The sequence below is a fragment of the Xanthomonas sp. NCPPB 1638 genome (assembly GCF_041475635.2).
GTDB lineage: Bacteria > Pseudomonadota > Gammaproteobacteria > Xanthomonadales > Xanthomonadaceae > Xanthomonas > Xanthomonas cucurbitae.
This window is the reverse complement of record NZ_CM192984.1, coordinates 4,427,830-4,451,883: the sequence shown is the minus strand read 5'-3', so window position 1 is coordinate 4,451,883 and position 24,054 is coordinate 4,427,830. Positions and strand designations below refer to the sequence as shown.

Sequence of the window (24,054 nt, the reverse complement as noted above, 5' to 3'; positions counted from 1 at the left end):
CAGACAAAAAAAGGCCGCTGATTCGCTACGCGGGTTCAGCGGCCGAGACCTCGATAGGTTCAAAGCCGATAGGCAGTGAACTCGAGGCGGAGCTTAGCTCAGCCAACGTTAGAGTCAAGTGCGCCTGGCACTGTGCCGCGGTGTCAAGAAGCTCCAAACGGCGAAGAAAGCCGCAACCCATTGTTTTTGTTATTTAATTTTCCTGAATCTGTTAATCATTGAGCAAATGCACATCCTCCTCGCCCACACATCGCTCAGCGGCAACACCCGCGATGTCGCGCGTGCGATCCGTGCGCGCTGCGAGGAACTTGGCCACGCGGTCACCTGGATCGATGCCGACATCCAGACGCTGGCGCAGGCGTGCCCGGATGGTGCCGAGCACGATCTCTACATCCTCGGCAGCTGGAGCATCAACGCCGGGCGCACGCCGGCGGAGATGAAGCGCTTCATCGAACAGCTCGTTGCCGCGGTCGGCAAGCCGGAACGCCTGGCAGTATTCGGCACTGGCGAGACGCAGTGGGGCGAGGAGAACTATTGCGGTGCAGCCCGGCGCATGGCTGCGTTCTTCGGTACGCGCTACCCGCGGCTGGAAATCGAACAGATGCCCCACGGCGAACGCGACGCCACCAAGATCCAGCGCTGGACCGATCACATCCTTGCCCTCACCGATACACCGTTCGAGAACCTCCCCCATGCAGACGCTCCACGCCTCTACCCCTGACGACTACACCGCCGCCTTGGCCGCGCATCCGCGCTTGCTGGTCGACTACTACAAGGACAACTGCCCCGGCTGCCGCATGCTCGACATGTCGCTGGACAAGTTCGCCAACAGCGACGCCGCCAATGGTGTGGCCTTATTGAAGGTCAAGCTGGAAGTGGTTGGCGAGGAATTCTTCCGCGACCTGGGCCTGCGCCAGACCCCGACCCTGGCGCTGTACCGCGATGGCGCGGAAGTGGCGCGCCTGCCCGGTTTCCAATCCCCGGCGCAGGTGGAAACCGCAGTCAAGACCAGCCTCTGAATCACCGGTCGGCCTGCAAATGCCGACGCGCACAAGATTGCCGTAGGAGCGGACCCGGCCGCGACGGCGTTACCGATAAACCCCATCGCACCAGGTCGTGCCATGGATCATCGCCACGCCCGCCGGCTGACGTAGAACGTTCGACTCCACTGCGCTCTCGCGCACGCCGCTGCGTCCAATACGCGGCTTCCCGGCGGCGCTACTGCTGCAATTGCGTCCGCACGCATCGATCACCCCACCCCCAATGGACACCCTCATGTCGGACAGCTCCCAGACCCACCCACCGACCGAAGCCCGCATGGCCGAGATCGTGTTCCCCAATCACACCAACCACATGGGCACCTTGTTCGGTGGCCAGGCACTGGCGTGGATGGACAAGGCCGCGTTCCTGGCCGCTTCGCGCTATGCGCGGCGCGCCGTGGTGACCGCGCGTTCGGACCAGGTGGATTTCAAGCTGCCGATCCGGCAGGGGCAGATGGTGGAAACCATCGCGCGCGTGGTGTCGGTGGGCCGCAGCTCGATCAAGGTGGAAGTGGAACTGATCGCCGAAGACCTGCTCAGCGGCGCGCGCGAGCTGTGCACGCGCGGCCACTTTGTGATGATCGCACTGGATGCCGATGGCAAGCCTACGGCCGTGGCACCGCTGCCGCACTCCAGCGACTGACCTGGCTCATTCCTGCACCTCGCGGTCCTCGCGCTTGGTTTCCTCCATCGCTTCGGGTTCCAGTTCTTCGGCGCTGCGATTGAGTTTGACGAACACGCCCCAGGCGATCAGCAGCAGTGCCGCACATAACCCGACTGCGGCGGCATACGGCAGCTTGGCCGGGTCGGAGTGCATCAGCTCGAAGATCGATACCAGCGTTTCGATCGCCAGCGCGATCACGATCACCACGAAAAACCGCGACAGGTAGCGGCGCACGCGCGTGGGCCCGCTGACCTTGACGTCGCGCAGGATCTCTTCTTCGAAGATGGTCTGCCCCAGCTCCAGCGTCACCAAGGCCACGGTGAGCAGGCCAATGGCTTCCAGCACCACGTTGAAGCGGTCGCGTACCACCATGTCGCCACCGGGCGTGAAGCCGTGCCACAACTCCAGCCCGGCCATCGCCACCAGGCCTGCCGCGCATAGCACGAAGAACGCCAGGATCACGAAATGACCGGCACGGAACAGGTGGCTGAGCAGCTTCATGGCAGGCGCGGCAGGGAAGGGATGCAGAGCATCGTGTGCGTGACGTCGCGGCCGCGCGAAGGTTGTGCCAACCCGGCGTGCCCTCATCCGGCGCTTTGCGCCACCTTCTCCCGCATGCGGGAGAAGGATCTGCAACGGTTAGGCGATCTGGTGGAATGCTGCGCTAGCCACTAATGCCTTCCCCCGCGTGCGGGGGAAGCTGCCCGAAGGGCGGATGGGGGGGCGATGCATGCGCACGGTCGCCCGCCATACCGATCAGCTATGCCGCAACACCTGATACGCCTGCAGGTGCACGTTGGCGGCCATCAGCAGCGGTGCATTGCGCCCGGTCTCGCGCACGCGCGCCAGCATGTCGCCGACGATCTGCGCCGCTTCCACATCCTGGCCGGCTTCCAGATCGCGCAGCATCGATGCCTTCACTGGCGAATCCACCTGCAACAGCGTCTGCAGCGCCTTGGCACGCGCGCCTTCCGGAATCGGCTGGCCGGCCGCATCGGCGGCCCACAGGCATTCGTTGTACAGGCCATTGATGAGGGCGCGGCCATCGTCGGTGGCCACGATCGCCCCGACCGGTGCGCGCATCAGGCAGGTGGCCGCGGCCAGCGCAGTGAGAAAGCTGTACTTGTTCCACTGCTCCTGCGCGATCTGCTTGCTGGCCACGTAGTCGATGCCGGCCTGCGCGCAGGCCGCAGCGAAGGCCTGCACCCGCGAAGAATCTCCACTGCCATCGCGCTCGCCGAACGTCAGCGATGCCGGCTTGCCCAGGTGCACGATCTCGCCGTGCTCGCCCTTGGTCGCGCTGATGAAGCACAGCCCGCCCAGCACCCGCGCTGCGCCGAAGCGTTCGTCCAGTGCCGCGTAATGGCGCAGGCCGTTGAGGATGGGCAACACGGTGGTGTGCTCGCCGACCGCCGGCGCAATCGCCTCGCGCGCGCTGTCCAGGTCATAGGCCTTGCAGCTGAGGATCACCAGATCGAATGGCTGCTGCGCTACCAGGGCAGGCAAGTCCCGCGCGGTGACGTGCGCCACCGGCACCTGCGCATCGCCCAGCGGGCTGCGGATGCGCAGGCCATCGGCCTGCAACTGCGCCGCGCGTGCATCGCGCACCAGGAAGGTGACGTCCACACCGGCCTGCGCCAGCCGCCCGCCGAAATAGCCGCCGGTACCGCCGGCGCCGAGGATGAGGATGCGCATAGGATCTCCGTTCAGTGTGATAGTTGGTGGGTGCCGGGCGCTGTGCTACGGTTGCAACCGGATCGGGGATTCTCGGTCGGCATCAGGCTCTGGCGGACTCGCCGGGGCCTTTTGTTTAGGGGAAACACTTCAGCCCATAACCCAGGTAACGGCCTGTCGCATCCTTGTCGAGTTTCTGCTCGATGACCTGCCAGGCGCGATTTGGCTGCTCCGGCCGCAGCTGACGCATCCCGATGGGGCGAGCGATCAGGTCTGCAAGTTGAAGCCCGATCGCGTTGCTTTTCTTGTCGCAGATCACCGGATCGAATGGCAGTTCGACACCAGAAAAGTTGTCGCCGCCACAGATTCGGCGAAATGCCAATTCCAGATCCTGATCCTCATTATGTCCGCGCGCCTCGCACAGGACGTGCGTGGTCAGTGGCGCGCCGCATTGCGTGACCTGGCCCTGCTTGTTGAGTTTGTAGTACATCCGCTCAAGGCAGAAACGCATCGAGACTTCATAGGGGTTTTCACCACGTTGGCGATCCTGAAGACGGCGCTTGTCGATCACAGTGGCGAAGATCGTCATCGGTGCGGACGCCAACGCGTCTGTCAGCGCATCGATGAACGCCTGCTTCCTATCGCGATCACGCAATACCGAAAACGGAGCAGAATCCCGACGTATCTCACGTTCATGCAACACCACCGCATCGTGGCCGAATGTCGCGAACTTGATCTGTTGAATCGCAGGTATCACTGCAGCCATGTAATCGCGCTTGCTGGTCAGGCAGCACGACAGCACGAACAATGGAAAGGCCGGATCGATGTTGGCCATCCCATGGTCGCCGCTTTCATCCACGAACACGATGTAGTCGCTGAACTGCACGCTCAGCTCCGCAACCCCACACCACGCCGCAGCAGCCACAGCGCCAATGTGCTGAGTGCCGCGACAAAGCCCAGCATCAGCGTGTAGGCCACCCAGATCGGGACGTCGGAGCTGCCGAGCAGGCCGTAGCGGAAGGCGTTGACCATGTAGAAGATCGGGTTGGCATGCGTGGCCGCCTCGGCCCAGCCGGGCAGCAGCTTCACCGAATAGAACACGCCGCCCAGGTAGGTCAGCGGGGTCAGGATGAAGGTGGGCACAATCGCCACGTCGTCGAACTTCTTGGCGTACACCGCGTTGACGAAGCCGGCCAGCGAGAAGATGGTCGCGCCCAGCAGCACCGTGGTCAGCGTCACGATCGGGTGTGGAATGCGTACCGGGGTGAAGAACATGGCGATGACCAGCACGATGGCGCCCACCATCACGCCGCGCAGCACCGCACCGGCCACATAGCCCCACAGGATCACCCAGTTGGGCATCGGGCTGACCAGCAGCTCTTCCACGTGGCGGCCGAACTTGGCGCCGAAGAAGCTCGAGGAGATATTGCCGTAGCTGTTCTGGATCACGCTCATCATCACCAGGCCCGGCACGATGAACTGCATGTAGCTGTAGCCGCCCATCTGGCCCACGCGCGAGCCGATCAGCCCGCCGAAGATCAAAAAGTACAGCGTCATGGTGATGGCCGGCGGCACCAGGGTCTGGCCCCAGATGCGCAGGATGCGCTGCACTTCGCGGCGCACGATGGTGCCCAGCGCGATCCAGTTGCGCTGGCGGGGTGTTGCGGGCGTGGCGGGCATCGACGGCTCCGAAGGACTCATGGGTGACCTGCCGGGCGCGCGGGCGCCGCTGCAGCAGGGGCCGGGGCGGCAGGACTCTCGCCGGGCCCGGTCAGGCGAACGAACAATTCTTCCAGCCGGTTGCTCTTGGTGCGCATCGAGCGCACCCGGATGCCGGCATCGCCCAGTGCGGCGAACACGCGGTTGAGGTCCATCGCGCGCGGCATGTCCAGATCCAGCGTGTGGCCGTCGATGGCGGTGAGCGTGGTGCCTTCGATGGCCGGCAACTGGGCAGGCAGTTCACCGTCGATATCGAACAGGAAACCTTCCACGTCGAGCCTGGCCAGTAGCTGGCGCATCGGGCCCTGGGTGACGATCTGGCCGTGGTTGATGATGGCCAGGTTGCGGCACAGGTGCTCGGCCTCTTCCAGGTAATGGGTGGTCAGGATAATCGTGGTGCCGGAGGCATTGATGTCCTTGAGCACGCGCCACATGTCGCGGCGGATCTCGATGTCCACCCCGGCGGTGGGTTCGTCCAGGATCAGCAGGCGCGGCTGGGTCATCATGGCGCGGGCGATCATCAGCCGCCGCTTCATGCCGCCGGACAGCGTGCGGCTCATCACCTGGGCCTTTTCCCACAGATGCGCGCGGCGCAGTTCCACTTCGGCCAGCGCCTCGGCTTCGCTGCGTGGCATGCCATAGAAACCGGCGTAATTGACCAGGATATCGAAGGGTTTTTCGAACAGGTTGAAGTTGATTTCCTGCGGCACCAGGCCGATCAGGCGCATCGCCTCGCTGCGATGGGCGACCAGGTCGGTGCCGAAGACCTCCACCTGCCCGCCGGATAGATTCACCAACGAGCTGATGATGCCGATCAAGGTGGATTTGCCCGCACCGTTGGGGCCGAGCAGGGCGAAGAAGTCGCCGGGCTCCACGTCCAGCGACACCCCCTTGAGCGCCTGGGTGCCGTTGTCGTAGGTCTTGCGCAGGTCGCACACGCGCAGCGCGGGCGTACCGGGAGAGGGAAGCGTCAAGCAGGATCCTTCGCGCCGGGGTCACGGCGCAGCGAGTTGCAGCCGCTATTATAGAAGCCCGTGGGGGCTTGCCCCGATCACAGACTGTGCCAAATACGTTCGTGCCCGTTCAATTCCCCCTCAAGCTTGTCGACCGGCGCATGCTCGCGCCCACCGTGGCCCACTGCCAGTTCGTGCGCGATGACGGCCAGCCGCTGGATTTCCAGCCCGGGCAGTTCATCCAGATCCATTTCGCCGCTGCCGATGGCACCCCGACCAAGCGCAGCTATTCGCTGGCTACCATCCACGACCATGCGCTGGGACCGGGCGAGGCGGTGGACATTGCGGTGAGCTTCGTGCCCGGCGGCTCGGCTACGGCGCTGTTCGAAGGCCTGGAGATCGGCGACCCGCTGCAGGCCAGCGGGCCGTATGGCCGCTTCTGCCTGCAGGCGGGCGACCACAACCAGCGCTACGTGCTGATCGCCACCGGTACCGGCGTCACCCCGTACCGTTCGATGCTGCCGTTGCTGGCCGAGGCGATCGCCAGCCGCAGCGTGCAGGTGGTGTTGCTGCAAGGTGCACGGACGCCGGCCGAGCTGCTGTATGGCGATGACTTCCGCGCCTTCGCCCAGGCGCACCCGCAGTTCCGCTACCTGCCGTGCCTTTCGCGCGAGCTGCCCGCCCCGGCGCATGCCGACGTGCGTCATGGCTATGTGCAGCAGCACCTGGCCGAGATCGCCCCCGATGCATCGACCGACATCGCCTACCTGTGTGGCAACCCGGACATGGTGGACGCCTGCGCCGAGGCGCTGAAGGCCGCCGGCCTGCCGAATGCGCAGATCCGCCGCGAAAAATACGTCAGTTCGGCGCCGTCGAAGACCTGAGCAGGCGCACCAGGCGCCGTGCGATGCGCCGGGCGCCTGGTGTTGATGCACCGCCTGCCTGTTGGCAGGCGGCCACGCCGTCGTCGCGCTACACCAGTGCCGCCGCGTGCTGCACTTCCACCGTGATGTGCACCAGCTCTTCGTGGATCTGCAACGCCCTGCGCACCGCGTCCGCGTCGATCTGCGCCGTGCTGACCACGCTCACCACGCAGGCATAGCGGTCACTGCCGACGCGCCAGACATGCAGGTCGGCAAGGGCGATGGGCTGCGGGAACGCGGCGATGACCTGCTTCACTTCCGCCACCACCGGCGCGTCCATTTCCGCATCCAGCAGCACCCTGCCGGTACTGCGCAGCAGCCCCCAGGCCCACACGGTGACCAGCACCGCCCCGACGATGCCCATGAGCGGGTCCAGCCAGGTCAGCCCCCAATGCATGCCGGCGACCAGGGCGACGATGGCCAGCACCGAGGTGGCGGCATCGGCCACGACGTGCAGATGGGCCGCGCGCAGGTTCAGGTCGGCATGCCCGTCGTGCTGGTGGGCATGCGCATGTCCGTCGTGCGTCTGCCCATGGTCATGCCCATGATGGTGACCGTGCGCATGGTCGTGGGAGTTGCGCAACCACCACGCGCACAGCAGATTGACCAGCAAACCGATCACGGCGATGACGGTGGCCTCCTGGTACTGCACCGGTTGCGGCGCGAATAGCCGCTCCACCGACTGGAAGGTCATCAGCCCGGCCACGCCCAACAGCAGCAGCGCGCTGGTGTAGCCACCCAGCACTTCCACCTTCCAGGTGCCGAAGGTGAAGCGCGCATCGGTGGCATGCCGGCGCGCGAAGCGGTAGGCGAACAAGGCCAGGCCCAGCGCCAGCGCGTGCGAGCTCATATGCCAGCCATCGGCGAGCAGGGCCATGGAATTGAGGGTCCAGCCGCCGACGATTTCCACCACCATCATCGCCACGGTCAGGATGACGGCCTTGCGGGTACTGCGTTCGGCCAGGGGGTTGGCGCTGGCAAAGCGGTGCGACTGCGCGCAGTGGGGTGCGGCCTGGGTGATCGACATGGGCAAGCGCTCGGACTAGGATACCCCCACAGGGTATCTCAGATACCCCCATGGGGTATATAGCGATGGCGCATCTGAATCACGACAAATCCCGGTTGCTGGCGCGCGTGCGCAGGATCCGGGGGCAGGTGGAGGGTCTGGAAAAGGCCTTGGTGCAGGACGTGGACTGCACGGCACTGCTGACCCAGGTCGCCGCGTTTCGTGGCGCAGCGCAGGGCTTGATGGTGGAGCTGCTCAGCGAACATCTGAAGCACCACGTCGCCACGCCGCCGGCGCTGGCCGACCGCGAGCTGGCCGTGGACGATATCGCGGCCATCCTCAAGACCTACCTGAAGTAAGCCGCAGCACAGGGTGGCAGCGGTGCGCGCGTCATCGCATGCTTGCGCGCTGTTGCACGCGCGATCGACACGCCAGCGCGCGTCGGCAGGCGCCCTGGTGGCCTGCGGGCCATGTAGTTTTGTGGCTGGGGACGCTGTGCAATGCATGGGCCACGTCCGGCTTCAGACGCTTGCTGCGCACATGGGTCAGGGGTGTGGCCTGGTGTTGCCGGATGCCGGCGTTCGCTCTTCGGCGGCAGCGGCAACCCTGAAATCGATGTAAAGGATGCTTGACATGGCCTGCATCGGCGCGCACGCTGTGTGTCAAGGAAGCTTGACACAGGGGTGCAGGGTGAAAAACGGCTGGAACAGATCGCTTGTCCCCGCGCAGGAGTGCCGCAGTGCAATTCCGGGCGCGGCCGTGCAGCCGCCCGCATCACCGCCAAGGGCGCGCTTTGCGTCGGCTGGTGCACGGTGAGCGCAAAAACGGTGGCGGTGCGTGTGCTGCAGGTCGCCAGTGTCGTGCTGATCCTGCTGGGAGGGGCGCAGCGTTGGTTGCGGTGGCAGATGAGCGACTATACCCAGGGTTTGCTGATTGGCTGCGGCATCGGCGGTTTGCTGGTGGCCTTGATGCTCCATGTGGGGCGCGACAGCCTGCGCGACAGCGCGCCGCCTGCGCTGGTGCGTCGCTACCGCAAGGAGTTTGCGCCGCCGATGCTGGGCTATGTCGCGGTGATGCTGTGCTGGAGGCAGTTGCTGGCCGGCGTGCAGACCAATGCGATGCGGGTGCTGATTGCGCTGCTGCCTGCGTTGCTGTTGATGCTGGTGATCCGCGCGGTGGCGCGCTTCGTGCGCGATTCGGATGAAATGCAACGCCGCATCGAGCTGGAGTCGATTGCCATTGCGGCTGGCCTGGTCAGCATGGTCTATATGACTGCCGGCTTCCTGCAATCGGCGCAGTTGATCGCAGTGCCGGCAGCGGCGGCGATGATCTGGGTGTTTCCGGCGCTGTGCATGACCTATGGATTTACCAAGGCCATCAACGCACGCCGCTATCAATGAACAGCCGTGTGCGTGCATTACGCGAGGCCAAGGGCTGGTCCCAAGGCGAACTGGCCGAACAGCTGGGTGTCTCGCGGCAGACCATCAATGCGCTGGAAACCGGCAAGTACGATCCCAGCCTGCCACTGGCGTTTCGCATCGCACGCCTGTTTGGCGAGCCGATCGAGCAGGTGTTTCTGTATGAAGAAGGGTAGTCGCTGCGGCAGTCACACGCGGCCGGCAGCATCGTCAGCGAACAGGCACTAGGAGAGGTGGAATGGGAAGACAACTGACGCTGGCCGCGGCATTGCTGGCGGCGTTGCTGGCGGCCGGATGCCAGCGCGCGCAAGCGCCCACGACCGGCAAGACCGATGCATCCGCACCCGGCAGTGGGCAACCGCGCAGCGCCGCCACGCCGGCTGCCACGATTGCCGGCAATCACTATGGCCGCCTGCAGTTCGTACCCTGCACGCTCAGCTCCGGCAGCGCCGCAGGAAACATCGAGGCGCAATGCGCACAACTGCAGGTGGCGGAAAATCCGGCTGCCCCGCAGGGGCGGCAGATCGCGTTGAAGATCGCCTGGCTGGAAAGCGACGCCGGCGGTGGCACGACGCAGGACCCGGTGTTCTTCATCGCCGGCGGGCCAGGGCAATCGGCAACCGAGGTCTCGGCCATTGCTGCGGCCGCGCTGCGTGAAGTGCGCAAGAAGCGCGACATCATCCTGGTCGATCAACGCGGTACCGGCGGCTCGCATCCGCTGCGCTGCGAACATGCCGACGGCACGCCGCTGCAGGCGGAGATCTCCTCCAATCCGGAGGCGATGCTGACCTACGTGCGCCAGTGCGCGCTGTCGCTGAGCGCCTCTACCGATCCACGCTACTACACCACCGCCGAGGCGATCGGCGATCTGGATGCAGTCAGGGCGGCCCTGGGCGTGCCGCAGATCGATCTGGTCGGCGTCTCCTATGGCACGCGCGTTGCGCAGCACTATGCCCGGCGCTATCCCTCGCACACGCGGGCGATCGTGCTCGATGGGGTTGCCCCCAGCGACCTGGTCATCAGTGGCGAGTTCGCACGGACCTTCGAAGATGCGCTCACGCTGCAGGCCGAGCAGTGCCGCGCCAATCCGGCATGCCATGCGCGCTTTCCCACCGATGTGCGCGTGCAGCTGCGCACCCTCATGGAGCGGCTACGCAAGGAGTCGCCGGAAGTGGACTACCGCGATCTGCGGACTAATGCGGTCAAGCGCGATCGGGTGACCGCCGATGCGGTGATCGGCCTGGCCTTCATGTTCTCCTATGCGCCACAAAGCGCGGCATTGCTGCCGCTGGTGCTGGATGAAGCGGCCGCCGGGCGTTACGCGCCGTTGATGGCGCTGTCGCACATGGACATGCAGATCAACCAACCGATGCAATGGTCGGTGGTGTGCGCCGAGGACGCGGATCGCTATCGTCCGAGCCCGGCGCACCAGCCGCTGTTGCTGGGCGAGGAAGTGCCGCGCAGCGTGTTTGCCGCCTGCCCGGTGTGGCCCACCGGCAAGCGCGCCGCCGACTTCACTGCGCCGCTGCGCTCGCAGGTACCGGCGCTGTTGCTGTCCGGTCAACTGGACCCGGTGACGCCGCCCCGCTATGCCGAGGTGGTGCTCAAGGGCTTGCCGAACGGTCGGCATCTGGTGGCGCCCGGCCAGGGCCACAGCGTCATGGCACTGGGCTGCATGCCCAAGCTGATGGCCCAGTTTCTGGAAAGCACCAACGCGCGCGCGCTGGACACGCGCTGCGTGGCCGATCTTTCCGCCGTCCCCGCCTTCACCTCGTTCAATGGATGGGAACCATGAGCCGCATCGAGCACGCCACGGAGGCGCACGCATGATCGTCGTCGATAACCTGCACAAATCGTTCAAGACCAAGACCGGCGTGGTGAAGGCGGTCGACGGGGTCAGTTTCAGCGCCGCCGATGGCCAGATCACCGGCCTGCTCGGGCCCAACGGTGCCGGCAAGACCACCACCTTGCGCATGCTGTACACGCTGATGTCACCCGACCAGGGGCGTGTCACCGTCGATGGCGCGGATGCCGCGCGCGACCCGGTGACGGTGCGCCGTGCGCTGGGCGTGCTGCCGGATGCGCGCGGTGTGTACAAGCGGCTGACTGCACGCGAGAACATCGCCTACTTCGGCGAGCTGCACGGCATGACGCGTGCGCAGATCGTCCAGCGCACGCAGCTGCTGGCCGGCGCGCTGGACATGGACGACATCCTCGACCGCCAGACCGAAGGCTTCAGCCAGGGCCAGCGCACCAAGACCGCGATTGCGCGGGCGCTGGTGCACGACCCGCGCAACGTGATTCTGGACGAACCCACCAACGGCCTGGACGTGATGACCACGCGCGCCATGCGTGGATTCCTGCAGCAGCTGCGTGCCGAAGGGCGCTGTGTGATCTTTTCCAGCCACATCATGCAGGAGGTGGCGGCGCTGTGCGATCGCATCGTCATCGTCGCCAAGGGCACGGTGGTGGCCTCCGGCAGCGCCGACGAACTGCGCGCGTCCACTGGTGAAGACAATCTCGAAGACGCCTTCGTCAAGGCGATCGGATCGGAAGAGGGGTTGCACGCATGAGCAAGACATCCCCTTTGGCCACATGGTGGACGGTGTTGCGCAAGGAATTACGCGATATCGCGCGCGACCGCCGCACGCTGGCACTGGCCTTGCTGCTGTCACCGTTGCTGTATCCGATCCTGATCCTCGGCATGGGCGCCTTGAGCGAAAGCCGCGTGCGCACCCAGATCGACAAGCCGCTGGACATTCCCACGCTCGGTCGCGAACACGCTCCGAATCTGGTGCGCTTCCTGGCCGCGCAGGGGCTCAACGCCGTTGCGCCGCCGGCCGATATGACCGCGGCCATTCGCAACCAGGATGTGGATGTGGCGCTGCGCATCAGCGACAGCTACGCGCAGGACTGGCGCGAAGGGCGTCCGGCGCTGGTGGAGGTCATCAAGGACAGCACCCGCCGCGAAGCCGACGTACCGAGCCTGCGCCTGCAGGCGGCATTGAGTGCCTACAGCCAACAGGTGGGGGCCCTGCGCCTGCTGGCGCGCGGCATCGATGCGCAGGTGGGCAGGCCGCTGGAAGTGGCTGCGCAGGACCTGGCCACCGCCGATGCCAAGCGCGGCCAGGTCATGGCGATGCTGTTGCCGGTGCTGCTGGTGATCACCTCGTTCCTGGGCGGCGCCTCGTTGATCCTGGACGCCACCGCCGGCGAGCGCGAACGCCAGTCGCTGGAACCCCTGTTGGCTACGCCTGCCCCACGCGGTGCGATCGTCAGCGGCAAGATCGCCGCCGCCTGCGTGATCGGCATGGTGTCGTTGCTGCTCACCTTGCTGGCGTTCAAGCTCAGCGCGCAGTTGTCCACCTCCAACATGGGGCGCCAGCTCAATGTCGGCTTCGTGCCGATGCTGCAGATGCTGTTCATCCTGGTGCCGATGCTGTTCGTGGGGACCTCGTTGCTGACCTATCTGGCCGCTGCGGCCAAGAGCATGAAAGAGGCCCAGGCGCACATGACCTGGTTGCTGTTGCTGCCGATGTTGCCGGGCTATGCATTGATGGCGTATCCGCTGAAGACCCAGCTGTGGCACTTCGCGGTCCCGTTCCTGGCGCAGAACCAGATGCTGCTCAAGGTGATCCGCCACGAGACCATCACTGCGCAGACCTGGGCGGTGTATCTGCTGGCCGGCTTCGGCGTGGCGGCCGTGCTGTGGTATGCAGCGGTGCGTCGTTACCACCAGGAACGTTTGGCGATTTCGGGATAAGCGTTTTTCGATCAACCCGTGGTTCGCCGCAGGTCTCCAGTCTCCGACCTAACGCCCAGCCGCTCGACCGACCACGTAGGAGCGGACCCGGCCGCGATGGGGCATTACCGATAGCAACGGCGCGTTACGGATACGGGCAACGCCCTCGCGGCCTGGGCCGCTCCTACAGGTGCGGTGGGGATTGGGATGCCGCAGCTTGCGCTTGGTCATCAGCCGCTCGACCGACGACGTAGGAGCGGACCCGGCCGCGATGGGGCATTACCGATAGCAACGGCGCGTTAGGGATACGGGTAACGCCCTCGCGGCCTGGGCCGCTCCTACAGGAGCGTTGGGATTGGATGCCGCAGGCTGTGCTCGGCCATCAGCCGCTCGACCAACCACGTAGGAGCGGACCCGGCCGCGATGGGGGACTACCGATAGCAACGGCGCGTTAGGGATACCGGTAACGCCCTCGCGGCCTGGGCCGCTCCTACGAGGGCGTGTCGGGCTTGGTGCTGCATCAACTGCCCGGGTTGAACGACAGCGTGCGGCGGGTGGTCACTGGTGCGGCCACCGGTTCGAAGCGCCAGCGCTTCACGGCATTGAGCGCTTCGCGATCGAAGACGCGCGGCGGGTTGGCACGCAGCACGCGCGAGGCGGTGATCGAGCCGTCGGTGCCGACGGTGATCTCCACCAGCACTTCGCCGGAGGTGCCGGCACGCAGCGCTTCGGCCGGGTAACGCGGTGCCGGGGTGCTGATCGCGCGCAACGATTGCGCTGCCGGTGCAGCGGCAGCAGCGGCCGGTGCCGGGCGCGGTGCGGCGGCTGTCGGCGTTGCCGGTTCGGCAGGCCGTTTGGCGGCCGCCTGGCGCTCGGCTTCGGCCGCCTGCTGACGGGCGGTTTCCTGTTGCGCGGCAATCTGCTGGGCAGCGGCAGCCTCGCGCGATTGCTGCTCGGCCAGGCGCTTCTGTTCGGCGGCCTGCTTGAGCTTGTCGTCGGCCAGCTTCTTGGCCTGCTCGGCGTCCTGCTCCGACCGACTGGCGGCGGTCTTCATGGCGGTGTCCAGGCCGCTCTTCAGGCGCGGCAGTGCCGGTGCCTTGGGGTCGACCTTTTCGATCAGCGCGATCAGGCGCTGCGCTTCGGGAAACTCTTCCCGGCTGATGCCCTGTTCGGCGGCGATCAGGGTGTACGGCAGCAGGTCGGTCAATGCGCTGTTGACGGTGGCGTCCTGCGGCTGCTTCTCGCGCAGTGCCAGGTAGTACTCCACCGCGTTGTCGCCGGCCGGGGCGTACATGCGGTTGTCCTGTAGCGCCTTGGTGGCCGATTCGCGCAATTGGTCGGCGCCCATCGACTGCACCTGCGGCGAGACTGCGGTGGCCGGCGTCGGTGCCGGTGCGGCGGCAGGCGCGGCAGGTGTGGCGGCGGTGGTGGCGGCCTTGTCTTCCTGCTTGGAGCAGGCGGCCAGGCCGACCAGCAAAATGACCGGCGCGATCCGGCGTGCCATACGGCCCTGTGTCAGATCCAACATGCGTCCCCCTTACCCCGAGTGCGAAAGCTGCGGTGAGCGCCGGCCCCTGTTCCCGCAGTGGACGGCAAAGCCGCAATCTAGCATTGCTGGGGCGGTGGAAGCCAAGCCTTGCGTCGGGCGCAGGTCGATTTCATCGCGCCGGGCTGGCCGGTGTTGCCGCCCCCAGCGGCGGCGGGGCAGGGCAGTAGCGTTGCAGGAAGTCCGCATGCGCCGGCAGCCGCACCAACGCGCTGTCCACCCGGCTGCGGATGCCCTGCAGGAACTGGCCCAGCTCGGCATCGCCCATCAGGTCGGCCACCGGATGGTGCTGGCGGGGGATGATGCCCTGGCCCAGCAATACCTGCACCCAGGAATTTTCCGCGAACAACTCGTTGGCGCGATGGAACACCCGCCCGCTCTCGCGGAACAACGCGATCCGGTGACGCAGCGTGTCGGGGATGTCCATGGCCGCGCAATCGCGCCAGAACGGCGTGTCGCGGCGATCGGTGGCGTGGTAGTGCAGGATCACGAAATCGCGGATATGGGCAATCTCGTCGGCGGCCTGGCGGTTGTATTCGGAAATGTCCACCGGGTGGATGACCTGCGGAAAGGTCTGCAGCAGGCGCACGATGCCGCGCTGGATCAGGTGGATGTTGGTGGATTCGATCGGCTCCAGGAAGCCGCTGGCCAGGCCCAGCGCCACGCAGTTCTTTTCCCACACGCGGTGGCGCTGGTTGGGAGTGAAGCGCAACGCGCGCGGCTCGGTCAGCGCGCGTCCCTGCAGGTTGCGCTCCAGCACCGCCCGGGCGCTGTCCTGGTCGGTGTAGCGGCTGGAATAGACGATGCCGTTGCCCACCCGGTGCTGCAGCGGAATGCGCCACATCCAGCCGGCCTGGTCGGCGCGCGCGCGGGTGTAGGTCACCGGCGGGCCTACCGATTCGGTCTGCACCGCCAGCGCGCTGTCGGCGAACAGCCACTGCGACCAGTCTTCGCTGCCCACGCCCAGCGTCTTGCCGATCAGCAGCCCGGCAAAGCCGGTGCAATCGATGAACAGGTCGCCTTCCACGCGGGTGCCGTCCTGCAGCGTCAGTGCGGTGAGGAAGCCGCTCTCCGGGTCGGTTTCGACCTGGCCGATACGCCCCTCGATGCGCTGCACCCCGAAGCCTTCGCTGAAGCGGCGCAGGAAACGCGCGTACAGCCCCGCATCCAGGTGGTAGGCATAGTTCATGCCGCCATTGGGCAGGTGCGCGAAACGCCCGTCCTGGGCGGCGCGCAGTTCCAGGCAGTAGTCACCGAAGTCGCGCGCCACCCCGCGCTGCTGGCCTTTCAGCCAGAAGTGGTGGAAGCCGGCGCTCCAGTGATCGGTGCCGGTGTGGCCGAAGGAGTGGATGTAGTGCCTGTCCACGTCGCGCCAGTGATCGAAGGCGATACCGAGCTTGAAGGTGGCCTGGGTGGCGGCCATGAAGGCGGCCTCGTCGATCTCCAGCAGGCGGTGGAAGGTGACCAGGCTGGGGATGGTGGCTTCGCCCACGCCCACGGTGCCGATCTCGTCCGATTCCACCAGGGTGATCTGCAGCTGCCGGCCGAGCAGCTTGGACAGGGCGGCGGCGGCCATCCAGCCGGCGGTACCGCCACCGGCGATGACCACGCGCCGCACCGGGCGCTGGCGTGGATCGGAAGCGGGGGCAGGGTCCATCGGCAATCCTCAGCGATTCAAACGTTGCAGCAGCCGTGCGCGCAGGGTGCGGGCACGGCTGTCGTCCATTGGCGCCAGCACCCCGCGCGCGGTCTCGGGCACGTGTGCGGCGGTGTGCGCATCCGGCTCGAACACGTAGTGGCGGAACACCTCCTGCCAGGTGGCGCGCTGTTCGGGTGGCAGGTCGCGCACGGTGAGCAGCGCCAGCATCAGCGCGTTCATCGGCGAATCCATGTAGGCCGGGCTTTGCCGCCACCAGAAATTCACCAGCACGTTGAAGCCGTCCAGCGCCTGGACGTGATGCCACCACATGCTGGGGATGAACAGCGCATCGCCCGGCTCCAGTTCGGCCAACACCGCGTGCTCCAGCGCCTGGGCATAGCGCGGAAAGCGCTGCAGATCCGGCGCGGTGATGTCCACCAGGCTGATCGGCTGCCCGGCCGGGGTGAGATCCAGCGGGCCGATGTAGAGATTGGCCAACTGGTCCGGCGGAAACAGGGTGAAGCGACGGCGGCCGGCGACCACGCAGGCCAGGTTGTCCGGCAGGTCCTGGTGGGCGGCGATGCGGGTGCGGTTGCCGATCCAGATGCTGCCCAGCGGCTCGGCCTGCGGCAGCGCGATCGGGTTGGCCGCACGCAGGCCGGGCAGGTAGGTGTCCAGCGTGGTGGAGCCGACATAGATCGCCGGCGGCTGGGCGTTGTCCAGGTCGCGCAGCAGCGTGTCCAGCACCACGCCCAGCGGCACGCGCTCAGGGCGGAAATTGAATCCGCTCAGGTCCGCGTTGTAGAAGAAGCGCCCGCCGATCTCCGGCGGGCCGACCTGCGCCACCACCGCCTCGCCGCGGTCGAAGCCGCGCAGGTAGGCGGCGGCGGCCTGTGCGGACTGCGCGCCGGCGCGGGCCAGCGGCCAGTCACGCACCAGCCCGCGCAGCACCAGCGGCGTGGTCGAGCGCAGCAGCGCCGGATCCAGCTGCTGCGCAGCCAGGCCATGGCGTTCGTCGATGGCGCGCGGCTCAGCCGGCATGGCGGCGGTTGAGGCGTTCGAGCAAATGACGCAATTGCGCAATCGAAGCGACCGCCATGTACAGCGGCTCCAGATCGCCGTGGCGGTGCAGGTCCAGCAGCGCGGTATTGCCGAGCGCACGCAGGCGCTCTTCATGCACGGTGTACAGACCGGCCAGGCGGCAGTCCAGGCCATTGTCCAGTGTGGCTTCGAACACGAACGGTTCCAGCAGTTCGTAGCGCTGTGCGCGCTCGACGAAGGCATCGCTGGCCGCCAGGCCGTCGTGCAGGGTGCGCAACAGCTGGCTGATGTGATCGAGAAAGGCGGTGGTGCCGCCATGCTCGCGGAACAGTGGCTCGCCGTCGTGCCTGCTCAGGCGCGGGCTGTCCATATCCACATGCACCATCGGCCCCTCCGGTTGCTGGCCGATCAAGAATGGTTGGCGTTGGATCGCCAGCGGCACGTAGGGCGCATCCCAGCGCGCGCCGTCCAGGAACAGGTTCTCGCCCAGCCGCAAGCCCAGCAGGGCCAATGGCTGGAACCGCCCCTCGCTGCTGCGGTGGAAGACGATCGGGTACTGCGCCTGCAACTGGCGGAATTCTTGCGGAAAGGTCGCCGCCGACATCACGTTGTCGCCATAGGCGGCGCCATGGGCGGTAATCACGCGCAGATCGTGGTGATCGAGATTGTTCAACAACACGGCATTGTTCATGGGGCAACCCTACTACGCGGGGGCGCGAGGCCCATGCTCGGCCAGTTGCCTTTCGCCAGGCAAGTGCCGGACGCACTGCATCCGGCACTTGCACACGAAGGCTGGCACAGCGCCCCGGCAGCCACGCGGCCGGGACGCCTGGTATCGCCTCACATCACCAGAACTTGTAGCGCAGACCCAGCATGTAACGCGGGCCGGTCTGGGTGGCAAAGACGATCTGGTTCGGATGACGGCCGTGCTGGCGCTGTACCGCATCGTTGAGGTTGATCGCCTCCAGGCTCAGCGACAGATTCTCGTTCCACTGGTAGCCGATGTTGAGGTCCAGCTGACCATAGGCTTCGGTATAGACCGGGTTGGGCTGGCCGCTGCCATCGAACCGCGCGGCCAGGAATTGGTCGCGCCAGTTGTAGGCGGCACGGACCTGCCACGGACCCTTGTCGTAGAAGCCGACCACGTTGGCCGAATCGCTCAGGCCTTCCAGCGCGAACTGCTCGTCGATCACTGCGTTGTCGTAGGTCAGCCCGGAATCGACCTTGGTGTAGTTGGCCGAGACGCCGAAGCCGCTTTCGCCGAACATGTGCTGGACGTTGAATTCCCAACCGTCCAGCGAGGCCGAGCGCTGGTTGGCCGGCGCGGTGATGGCGAAGTTGGCCACCGGGTCGCCCGGCCGCCCGCTGATGACGCCGGTGGCATTGCCATTGGCGTCGTCGGTCCCACGCACCACACCCGGCTGGCCGTTGAAGTTGCGGAAGATGTAGTTGCGGATGCAGGTCAGGTCGGCCGTGGCGCAGCTATTGGCCAGGGCTTGGTTCCAGTACGCGCCGCCGATCGGCGTGTTCAGACCCAACGAGGCATCGTTGCGGGTGGTCACGCCGACGTAGTTGTCGATGTTCTTGCGGAAGAAACCGACCGAGGCGTAGCTGGCGTCGCTGTAGTACCACTCCAGCGACAGGTCGATATTGTGCGACAGCAGCGGCTTGAGGCCGGGATTGCCTTCCTGGCCGGTACCACCTTCGATGCGTGCGATCTGGTTGAGCGTCTGCCCGCCCTGGATGTCGCCCCAGCCGGGACGGCCGATGGTTTCGCCATAGCTGCCGCGCAGCACCAGGTCTTCGGTGAGCTTGAAGCTCAGGTCCAGGCTGGGCAGCCAGTATTCGTACTTGCCGCTGGCCCCGGAAAACGCCGAGTTGGCCAGCCGGATCGGCAACTCGTTGTTGGCCACCCAGTCGATGCCCACCGCCACCGGCACCAGCGCCTGCGCGCCCACCTTGGTTTCTTCGTAACGCACGCCGGCCGCCAGGCTGATCGGCACGCGCAGATCGTCCCAGCTGTTGCCCCATTGCAGGTAGGCGTTCTTGGACTTTTCGGTGACGCGGCGGTCGGTGTTGTAGATCGGCGAGGTGCGGTACAGCGCTTCATCGCCGGCGGCCCGGGCAGCGGCCTGACGTGCGCGCTCGAAGTCGAACAGGAACAGCTGGTTGAACTGCGCCGGATTGCCGCTGCCGTTGATCGCATCGAAGTACTGCGTAAACGTGCTGGGAATCCACAGGTCGTCCGGATAATCGGCCGCCGTGCCGTTGCCACCCCAGGTATCGCGCTGCACGTTGGAGAACGCCGAGCGGTTCTTGACCTCGGTGCTGCCGATGCCGAACTTCAACTGCGAATAGTTTTCGAAGGTGAAGTCGCCGTTGACCTGGGCCTGGTCGATCTCCGACTTCATGTAGCTGTTGCGGAACGCCGAGCCGGTGACCAACGTGCGCGACGGGTCCAGCCCGGTCAGGCCGGCGCCCAGCTGCTGCTGCAGCACCGGGAAATCCTTGCTGAAATCCACCACCGAGGTGCCGCGGTAGAAACCGGACACGCCCAGCGAGTTGCTCGACCCGTACGGGCTGTCGGGGCCGGCTTCGGCGGTGGAGCGGTGGATGTCGAAGTTGAGCTTGAACTGGTCGTTCACCGCCCAATCCACGTTGAAGCCCAGCGACTTGTTCTGGGCGCGGGTGGCCGCGTTGGAGCCGGCGGTGGCCAGGTCGCTGGTGGGCGGATTGACGATTTCCGAATAGGTGATCGGGCCGGCCACCGGGCCATTGGTCCAGGCGCTGGCCGACGGGCCATAGTTGAACCACACCGACATTTCGTTGCGCTGCTGCTGGATCTTGTTTTCCGAGTAGGTGTAATCCAGCGTGGTGGTGATGTTGTCCAGCGGCTTGTACTGCAGCGTCAACTGGCCGTTGGTGCGCTGGCGCTCCACGCCGACCACGCGGTAGTTGAGGTTCTGCGGCACCGAGTAGATATCGTTCGGGCCGGGGCGGTTGACGATGTTCTCCGAACCCGGCGCACCGGGCTGCGGAATGGTGCCGTAGGCGGTGGAATCGCCACGGAACGCACGCCAGCCGTTGGGCACGCCGACCTGGCTGTAGCCGAAGTCGCGTTCCTGGTAACTGCCGGTCACCGCCACGCCGAAACGGCCGTCGGCCGAGGTGGTGCTGAAGATGCCGGAGATTTCCGGCGTCAGTGAGTCGCCCTGCAGGCGGCCGGGCAGGTTCTCGTTGGACGCATCGTGCACCCCCTTGATGCCGACATTGGCGTGCAGGCCGGGATTGTCCAACGGACGGGTGGTCTTGATGTTGATGGTGGCGCCGATGCCGCCGGTGGGCGTGCTGGCGCGGCTGGTCTTGAACACCTCGATGCCGGAGATCGACTCGGACGCCAGGTTGGCGAAGTCGAACGCGCGCGAGTTGGAAGCGTTGGATTCCTCGATGCTGGCGCCGGGCATCTGGCGGCCGTTCAACAGCACCAGGTTGAAGTCCGGGCCGACGCCGCGCACGGTCACGCGCGAGCCTTCGCCCAGCGATCGATCGATCGACACGCCGCTGATGCGCTGCAGCGATTCAGCCAGGTTGGTGTCGGGGAACTTGCCGATGTCCTCGGCCACGATGCCGTCGACGATGCCTTGCGCATCGCGCTTGACGTTCATCGACGAGGTGAGGCTGCCGCGGATGCCGCTGACCTGGACGGTGTCGAGGGTAGCCGGGTCGGACTGGCTGGAACCTGGCACGGTAGACGCCGATTGCGGCGCTGGAGCGGTCTGTGCCGCCAGCGGAGCCGACAATGCAAACAGCAAGGCAGACGTCAAGCGCCGCGTGCGCGGCAGGGTGCGTAGTTCTTTCACGATGATTCATTCCCCGGGGCAAAGAACACCGATCCCGGTCCGGGACAGGTGAAGGTCGTCAAACAATCGCGCATTTGTGACCGCTGGCTTAACAAAGTCAACTTGCAATGCAGCATCGGGCGCGAGTCACTGGTGCCACACAGTGTTTCAGAGCCCAGCCCGGTGGGTGCGCCCGTCCGCCACCCCGGCGGTCTTACCATCGTGGGCAGCCGGCGCCGTTGGGCGTCGCCCCGTGACCCACCGGAGCGCACCATGATCGATCTGTACTACTGGCCTACCCCCAATGGCCACAAAGTCACCCTGTTGCTGGAGGAGGCCGGGCTGGACTACACCGTCAAGCCGGTCGATATCGGCAAGGGGGCGCAGTTCGAGCCGGCGTTCCTGCAGATCTCGCCCAACAACAAGATGCCGGCCATCGTCGACCATGCGCCTGCCGACGGCGGACCGCCGCAGAGCGTGTTCGAGTCCGGCGCGATCCTGCTGTATCTGGCCGAGAAGACTGGCCGCTTCCTGCCGCGCGATGCGCGTGGCCGTATCGCCGCGCTGGAGTGGCTGTTCTGGCAGATGGGCGGTTTGGGCCCGATGAGCGGCCAGATGGGACACTTCAATGTCTACGCCCCGGAGAAGATTCCCTATGCGGTCGAGCGGTATAACGCCGAGGTCCGCCGCCTGCACGGCGTGCTCGACAAGCGTCTGGCCGAGCACGCGTTCCTGGCCGGAGCCGACTACGGCATCGCCGACATGGCCAGCTACCCCTGGATCGAGGTGTATGGCGACCTCAAGCCCGACTATGCCGCCTTCCCGCATCTGCAGCGCTGGCACGACGCCATCGCCGCCCGCCCGGCCACCCAGCGCGCGTATGCCCTCAAAGAGAAGGTCAACCACAACGCCGGCAAGCCGCTCAGCGATGAAGAGCGCAAGCACCTGTTCGGCAAGCGCTGAGGCAGTTCGCGTCGGGCGAAGGCCCGACGCAGTGCTGGCGCGCTGCGTCGGCAGAGGCATGCGTGTGCAGTGCAACGCGGCGCTTGCCCGCCCAGCACCGCCTGCATGAGGTGAGGTGTCGTGGGCCGACGGCCGGCGGTCGCTTACAGATGGCGTTCCACTTCGCGCATGCCCACATCGGCGGCACGCCGGAAGGCGGTTTTCACCAACGTGCAGTCCTTCTCCGACACGCCCAGCTCCTCGAACACCTCGCGCCACACACGCACCGCAGCTGCGACGCGATCAATCAACCTGGCCGCCCGCTGCTGGTTGAGTCCGAAGTCGCCATGGCCGGCCAGAGCGTTGTCCAGCGTGGCCCATCGCCCCCTGGGCCCCACCCCGAGGTGCAGCGTCCGCTCGCTGCCGACCTGCGGCTTGGGCACGACGTCGTACAGTGGGCTCAGGTTCCATGCGCCATCGTCGTGGACGAAGGCGTGGTTGCGCAGGTGATCGTCATCGTTGCTGACCAGGATGTTGAACACCATGCGGGCGAACAGTTCCTCGCGCTGCGCTGCCACCTGGCCATCGGTCGCCCGGTCTTCGATCACGCGGACGATCTGCGCATAGCGCGCGTCCGGGGACTGCTGTTCGGAGAGCCCCAGCATCGTGAGGGCGCTGACCGTGTGCCGGCGCCCCATTCCGCCAGCCACAGGCCTCCGGTCGAAACGTTCGATCAGCATGACGTGCCGGCCATCGGCCAAGGTCTGCAACGCGGTTTCGGGAACGGACAGCCCTGCACGCCGTGCTAGTTCCAGGGTGGCCCGCTCCACGCTGGGCACGTCGAACCTGTCGCGCACGGAGGGGAACTTGGCGATCCATTCACGCGCGTCATGGGCGATGGTGGCTTTCGGTCGCGCCCCGCCCAGGGAAGGGGCCCCGACTAGATAGTTCTCCAGTGCTTTCGGCACCGGCAGCCCTTGCTCCACTCGCTCGGCGGCGGCCACCAGGTATTGCAGGTCGATCGCCGCCGGCATGCCTGCAGTGTCCGGCGTGCTGTCCAACGCGGGCCGCACGTCGAGCGCGCCAACCCGGTTGCTCCCGGCCAACAGCAGGTACTGCGATTCGGGCAGCCCGTTGGCGGGAACCCCCAGCCGGTTCTCGATCACCCGCCGGCCCCAGTCGTCGGGAGTGGCATCGCGCAGGGCACCGAACAGGGGCAGGCCGTTGATCGGCACCTGGTCGCCAGCGGCATCGGCCAATGGCAGGGAGACCGGATCGACGGCGATCGCCGCCGGCGCGTTCCGGTCCCGGTAGCGCCGGCCATAGGCGAACCGCGAGGCCTGCAGCTGGATGCCCTGCTCGAACAGCGTCACCAGTCCGGCAGGGACGGCGGTCGTTTCGCCGGGCAGATGCACGAAGACATAGGGCATGCCTTTAGAAATCCATGTCGGGGGTATTGGAGCGCAACGGGCGCTTGGCGCGCGTGCTATCGAGGATCGCCTCGGACGCGGGATCGCTCAGCTGGGCGAATTTGGCCAGCAGCCCCAGCCGCTCGAATACCGCCAACCAGGTACCCAGGGAGGCGCCTAGGTTGCCTTGTTCGATACGGCTCATGGTGGCGGGGCTGATCCGGGCGCGCTCGGCCAGGTTCAGCTGGGACCAGCCACGCGCAATCCGGGCATTCTTCACCAGTGTGGCCAAGTGCTGCGCGGTTTGCTGGCTGGCAGAGGTGGCGTAGGCAGTCTCGAGACGGCGCATAAATTTCATAAACTATATGAATTAGGAAGAAGCATATCATTTAAGAAATTTTCTGCCAGTTGGAGGCGATGAGCACGCCATGAGCCAACCGAACGGGATGGGACAATCACCTCATTGACCAGAAGCGATACACGGCGACCTACCTCGGTC

The 24,054-nt window shown here is 66.1% G+C and carries 24 protein-coding genes; 11 read left to right on the top strand and 13 right to left on the bottom strand.

What is annotated here, in order from left to right:
- Nucleotides 1-226 precede the first annotated feature (226 nt).
- From ACCQ13_RS19390 to ACCQ13_RS19380, 3 genes are all read left to right on the top strand, one after another.
- Nucleotides 227-721, top strand: a complete 495-nt coding sequence (locus ACCQ13_RS19390) for a flavodoxin (protein WP_104601914.1) — start codon at nt 227-229, stop codon at nt 719-721.
- Nucleotides 693-1,019, top strand: coding sequence for a thioredoxin family protein (locus ACCQ13_RS19385; RefSeq protein ID WP_104601913.1), 327 nt, complete (start codon nt 693-695; stop codon nt 1,017-1,019). The genes ACCQ13_RS19390 and ACCQ13_RS19385 overlap by 29 nt, the downstream gene beginning before the upstream one ends.
- A gap of 256 nt (nt 1,020-1,275) precedes the next feature.
- A complete protein-coding gene (locus ACCQ13_RS19380; RefSeq protein ID WP_159407799.1) occupies nt 1,276-1,683 on the top strand; it encodes an acyl-CoA thioesterase in 408 nt (135 codons plus the stop codon).
- A gap of 6 nt (nt 1,684-1,689) precedes the next feature.
- Here ACCQ13_RS19380 and ACCQ13_RS19375 read toward each other — a convergent pair whose 3' ends face one another.
- From ACCQ13_RS19375 to ACCQ13_RS19355, 5 genes are all read right to left on the bottom strand, one after another.
- Nucleotides 1,690-2,205, bottom strand: a complete 516-nt coding sequence (locus tag ACCQ13_RS19375; RefSeq protein WP_104601911.1) for a hypothetical protein — start codon at nt 2,203-2,205, stop codon at nt 1,690-1,692.
- A 255-nt stretch (nt 2,206-2,460) separates the two neighbouring features.
- On the bottom strand, nt 2,461-3,399 hold the full coding sequence (gene panE, locus ACCQ13_RS19370; RefSeq protein ID WP_159407798.1) for a 2-dehydropantoate 2-reductase: 939 nt from the start codon (nt 3,397-3,399) through the stop codon (nt 2,461-2,463).
- Between the two features lie 115 nt (nt 3,400-3,514).
- A complete protein-coding gene (locus tag ACCQ13_RS19365; protein ID WP_104601909.1) occupies nt 3,515-4,303 on the bottom strand; it encodes a DUF3800 domain-containing protein in 789 nt (262 codons plus the stop codon).
- The gene (locus ACCQ13_RS19360; RefSeq protein WP_208800418.1) at nt 4,267-5,079 is read right to left on the bottom strand and encodes an ABC transporter permease; all 813 of its coding nucleotides are present in this window, start codon (nt 5,077-5,079) and stop codon (nt 4,267-4,269) included. Before ACCQ13_RS19360 ends, ACCQ13_RS19365 begins: the two co-directional genes overlap by 37 nt.
- Nucleotides 5,076-6,071: an ABC transporter ATP-binding protein gene (locus ACCQ13_RS19355; RefSeq protein WP_104601907.1), complete on the bottom strand. Its 996-nt coding sequence runs from the start codon at nt 6,069-6,071 to the stop codon at nt 5,076-5,078. The genes ACCQ13_RS19360 and ACCQ13_RS19355 overlap by 4 nt, the downstream gene beginning before the upstream one ends.
- Before the next feature lie 140 nt (nt 6,072-6,211).
- Between ACCQ13_RS19355 and ACCQ13_RS19350 the strand changes: the two genes are divergently transcribed.
- Nucleotides 6,212-6,934, top strand: coding sequence for a ferredoxin--NADP reductase (locus ACCQ13_RS19350; RefSeq protein WP_267313094.1), 723 nt, complete (start codon nt 6,212-6,214; stop codon nt 6,932-6,934).
- A gap of 88 nt (nt 6,935-7,022) precedes the next feature.
- Here the strand turns inward: ACCQ13_RS19350 and dmeF are convergent, their stop codons facing one another.
- Complete coding sequence (gene dmeF, locus ACCQ13_RS19345; RefSeq protein WP_104601905.1) at nt 7,023-8,000, bottom strand: CDF family Co(II)/Ni(II) efflux transporter DmeF; 978 nt, start codon at nt 7,998-8,000, stop codon at nt 7,023-7,025.
- A gap of 65 nt (nt 8,001-8,065) precedes the next feature.
- Here dmeF and ACCQ13_RS19340 point away from each other — a divergent pair, with 65 nt between their 5' ends.
- The 6 genes from ACCQ13_RS19340 (at nt 8,066) to ACCQ13_RS19315 (ending at nt 13,160) form a co-directional block, all read left to right on the top strand.
- Nucleotides 8,066-8,338, top strand: a complete 273-nt coding sequence (locus tag ACCQ13_RS19340) for a metal/formaldehyde-sensitive transcriptional repressor (protein ID WP_104601904.1) — start codon at nt 8,066-8,068, stop codon at nt 8,336-8,338.
- Between the two features lie 453 nt (nt 8,339-8,791).
- Nucleotides 8,792-9,379, top strand: a complete 588-nt coding sequence (locus ACCQ13_RS19335; RefSeq protein ID WP_372372322.1) for a hypothetical protein — start codon at nt 8,792-8,794, stop codon at nt 9,377-9,379.
- On the top strand, nt 9,376-9,573 hold the full coding sequence (locus tag ACCQ13_RS19330; RefSeq protein ID WP_104601903.1) for a helix-turn-helix transcriptional regulator: 198 nt from the start codon (nt 9,376-9,378) through the stop codon (nt 9,571-9,573). The genes ACCQ13_RS19335 and ACCQ13_RS19330 overlap by 4 nt, the downstream gene beginning before the upstream one ends.
- A gap of 62 nt (nt 9,574-9,635) precedes the next feature.
- The gene (locus tag ACCQ13_RS19325) at nt 9,636-11,192 is read left to right on the top strand and encodes an alpha/beta hydrolase (protein ID WP_104601902.1); all 1,557 of its coding nucleotides are present in this window, start codon (nt 9,636-9,638) and stop codon (nt 11,190-11,192) included.
- 31 nt (nt 11,193-11,223) lie between these two features.
- Nucleotides 11,224-11,970 (top strand): ABC transporter ATP-binding protein, encoded by a 747-nt coding sequence (locus ACCQ13_RS19320; protein WP_104601901.1) that lies wholly within the window; start codon nt 11,224-11,226, stop codon nt 11,968-11,970.
- A complete protein-coding gene (locus tag ACCQ13_RS19315) occupies nt 11,967-13,160 on the top strand; it encodes an ABC transporter permease (protein ID WP_104601900.1) in 1,194 nt (397 codons plus the stop codon). The genes ACCQ13_RS19320 and ACCQ13_RS19315 overlap by 4 nt, the downstream gene beginning before the upstream one ends.
- A gap of 499 nt (nt 13,161-13,659) precedes the next feature.
- Here ACCQ13_RS19315 and ACCQ13_RS19310 read toward each other — a convergent pair whose 3' ends face one another.
- From ACCQ13_RS19310 to ACCQ13_RS19290, 5 genes are all read right to left on the bottom strand, one after another.
- Nucleotides 13,660-14,667, bottom strand: a complete 1,008-nt coding sequence (locus ACCQ13_RS19310) for an energy transducer TonB (RefSeq protein WP_104601899.1) — start codon at nt 14,665-14,667, stop codon at nt 13,660-13,662.
- Nucleotides 14,668-14,797: 130 nt separating this feature from the next.
- On the bottom strand, nt 14,798-16,342 hold the full coding sequence (locus ACCQ13_RS19305) for a tryptophan halogenase family protein (RefSeq protein ID WP_159407796.1): 1,545 nt from the start codon (nt 16,340-16,342) through the stop codon (nt 14,798-14,800).
- A 9-nt stretch (nt 16,343-16,351) separates the two neighbouring features.
- Nucleotides 16,352-17,365, bottom strand: a complete 1,014-nt coding sequence (locus tag ACCQ13_RS19300) for a cupin-like domain-containing protein (protein WP_159407795.1) — start codon at nt 17,363-17,365, stop codon at nt 16,352-16,354.
- Complete coding sequence (locus ACCQ13_RS19295; RefSeq protein WP_167526975.1) at nt 17,355-18,056, bottom strand: SapC family protein; 702 nt, start codon at nt 18,054-18,056, stop codon at nt 17,355-17,357. The genes ACCQ13_RS19300 and ACCQ13_RS19295 overlap by 11 nt, the downstream gene beginning before the upstream one ends.
- A gap of 154 nt (nt 18,057-18,210) precedes the next feature.
- Nucleotides 18,211-21,225, bottom strand: coding sequence for a TonB-dependent receptor (locus ACCQ13_RS19290; protein WP_159407794.1), 3,015 nt, complete (start codon nt 21,223-21,225; stop codon nt 18,211-18,213).
- Nucleotides 21,226-21,477: 252 nt separating this feature from the next.
- On the opposite strand from ACCQ13_RS19290, the gene ACCQ13_RS19285 reads away from it, so the two are divergent.
- Nucleotides 21,478-22,167 (top strand): glutathione binding-like protein, encoded by a 690-nt coding sequence (locus tag ACCQ13_RS19285; RefSeq protein ID WP_159407793.1) that lies wholly within the window; start codon nt 21,478-21,480, stop codon nt 22,165-22,167.
- A 143-nt stretch (nt 22,168-22,310) separates the two neighbouring features.
- Here ACCQ13_RS19285 and ACCQ13_RS19280 read toward each other — a convergent pair whose 3' ends face one another.
- Together ACCQ13_RS19280 and ACCQ13_RS19275 are read right to left on the bottom strand one after the other, a co-directional pair.
- A complete protein-coding gene (locus ACCQ13_RS19280; protein WP_274392009.1) occupies nt 22,311-23,576 on the bottom strand; it encodes a type II toxin-antitoxin system HipA family toxin in 1,266 nt (421 codons plus the stop codon).
- A 4-nt stretch (nt 23,577-23,580) separates the two neighbouring features.
- Nucleotides 23,581-23,904 carry a helix-turn-helix transcriptional regulator gene (locus tag ACCQ13_RS19275; RefSeq protein ID WP_159407791.1) on the bottom strand — a complete coding sequence of 108 codons (324 nt, stop codon included), beginning with the start codon at nt 23,902-23,904 and terminating at the stop codon, nt 23,581-23,583.
- Nucleotides 23,905-24,054: the final 150 nt, after the last annotated feature.

Bases quoted from the DNA above. Each gene is read 5' to 3' on its own strand.
- ACCQ13_RS19390 (WP_104601914.1), top strand. From the start codon at position 227: ATGCACATCCTCCTCGCCCACACATCGCTCAGCGGCAACACCCGCGAT.
- ACCQ13_RS19385 (WP_104601913.1), top strand. From the start codon at position 693: ATGCAGACGCTCCACGCCTCTACCCCTGACGACTACACCGCCGCCTTG.
- ACCQ13_RS19380 (WP_159407799.1), top strand. From the start codon at position 1,276: ATGTCGGACAGCTCCCAGACCCACCCACCGACCGAAGCCCGCATGGCC.
- ACCQ13_RS19375 (WP_104601911.1), bottom strand. From the start codon at position 2,205: ATGAAGCTGCTCAGCCACCTGTTCCGTGCCGGTCATTTCGTGATCCTG.
- panE (WP_159407798.1), bottom strand. From the start codon at position 3,399: ATGCGCATCCTCATCCTCGGCGCCGGCGGTACCGGCGGCTATTTCGGC.
- ACCQ13_RS19360 (WP_208800418.1), bottom strand. From the start codon at position 5,079: ATGAGTCCTTCGGAGCCGTCGATGCCCGCCACGCCCGCAACACCCCGC.
- ACCQ13_RS19350 (WP_267313094.1), top strand. From the start codon at position 6,212: ATGCTCGCGCCCACCGTGGCCCACTGCCAGTTCGTGCGCGATGACGGC.
- dmeF (WP_104601905.1), bottom strand. From the start codon at position 8,000: ATGTCGATCACCCAGGCCGCACCCCACTGCGCGCAGTCGCACCGCTTT.
- ACCQ13_RS19340 (WP_104601904.1), top strand. From the start codon at position 8,066: ATGGCGCATCTGAATCACGACAAATCCCGGTTGCTGGCGCGCGTGCGC.
- ACCQ13_RS19330 (WP_104601903.1), top strand. From the start codon at position 9,376: ATGAACAGCCGTGTGCGTGCATTACGCGAGGCCAAGGGCTGGTCCCAA.
- ACCQ13_RS19325 (WP_104601902.1), top strand. From the start codon at position 9,636: ATGGGAAGACAACTGACGCTGGCCGCGGCATTGCTGGCGGCGTTGCTG.
- ACCQ13_RS19320 (WP_104601901.1), top strand. From the start codon at position 11,224: ATGATCGTCGTCGATAACCTGCACAAATCGTTCAAGACCAAGACCGGC.
- ACCQ13_RS19315 (WP_104601900.1), top strand. From the start codon at position 11,967: ATGAGCAAGACATCCCCTTTGGCCACATGGTGGACGGTGTTGCGCAAG.
- ACCQ13_RS19310 (WP_104601899.1), bottom strand. From the start codon at position 14,667: ATGTTGGATCTGACACAGGGCCGTATGGCACGCCGGATCGCGCCGGTC.
- ACCQ13_RS19305 (WP_159407796.1), bottom strand. From the start codon at position 16,342: ATGGACCCTGCCCCCGCTTCCGATCCACGCCAGCGCCCGGTGCGGCGC.
- ACCQ13_RS19300 (WP_159407795.1), bottom strand. From the start codon at position 17,365: ATGCCGGCTGAGCCGCGCGCCATCGACGAACGCCATGGCCTGGCTGCG.
- ACCQ13_RS19295 (WP_167526975.1), bottom strand. From the start codon at position 18,056: ATGAACAATGCCGTGTTGTTGAACAATCTCGATCACCACGATCTGCGC.
- ACCQ13_RS19285 (WP_159407793.1), top strand. From the start codon at position 21,478: ATGATCGATCTGTACTACTGGCCTACCCCCAATGGCCACAAAGTCACC.
- ACCQ13_RS19280 (WP_274392009.1), bottom strand. From the start codon at position 23,576: ATGCCCTATGTCTTCGTGCATCTGCCCGGCGAAACGACCGCCGTCCCT.
- ACCQ13_RS19275 (WP_159407791.1), bottom strand. From the start codon at position 23,904: ATGCGCCGTCTCGAGACTGCCTACGCCACCTCTGCCAGCCAGCAAACC.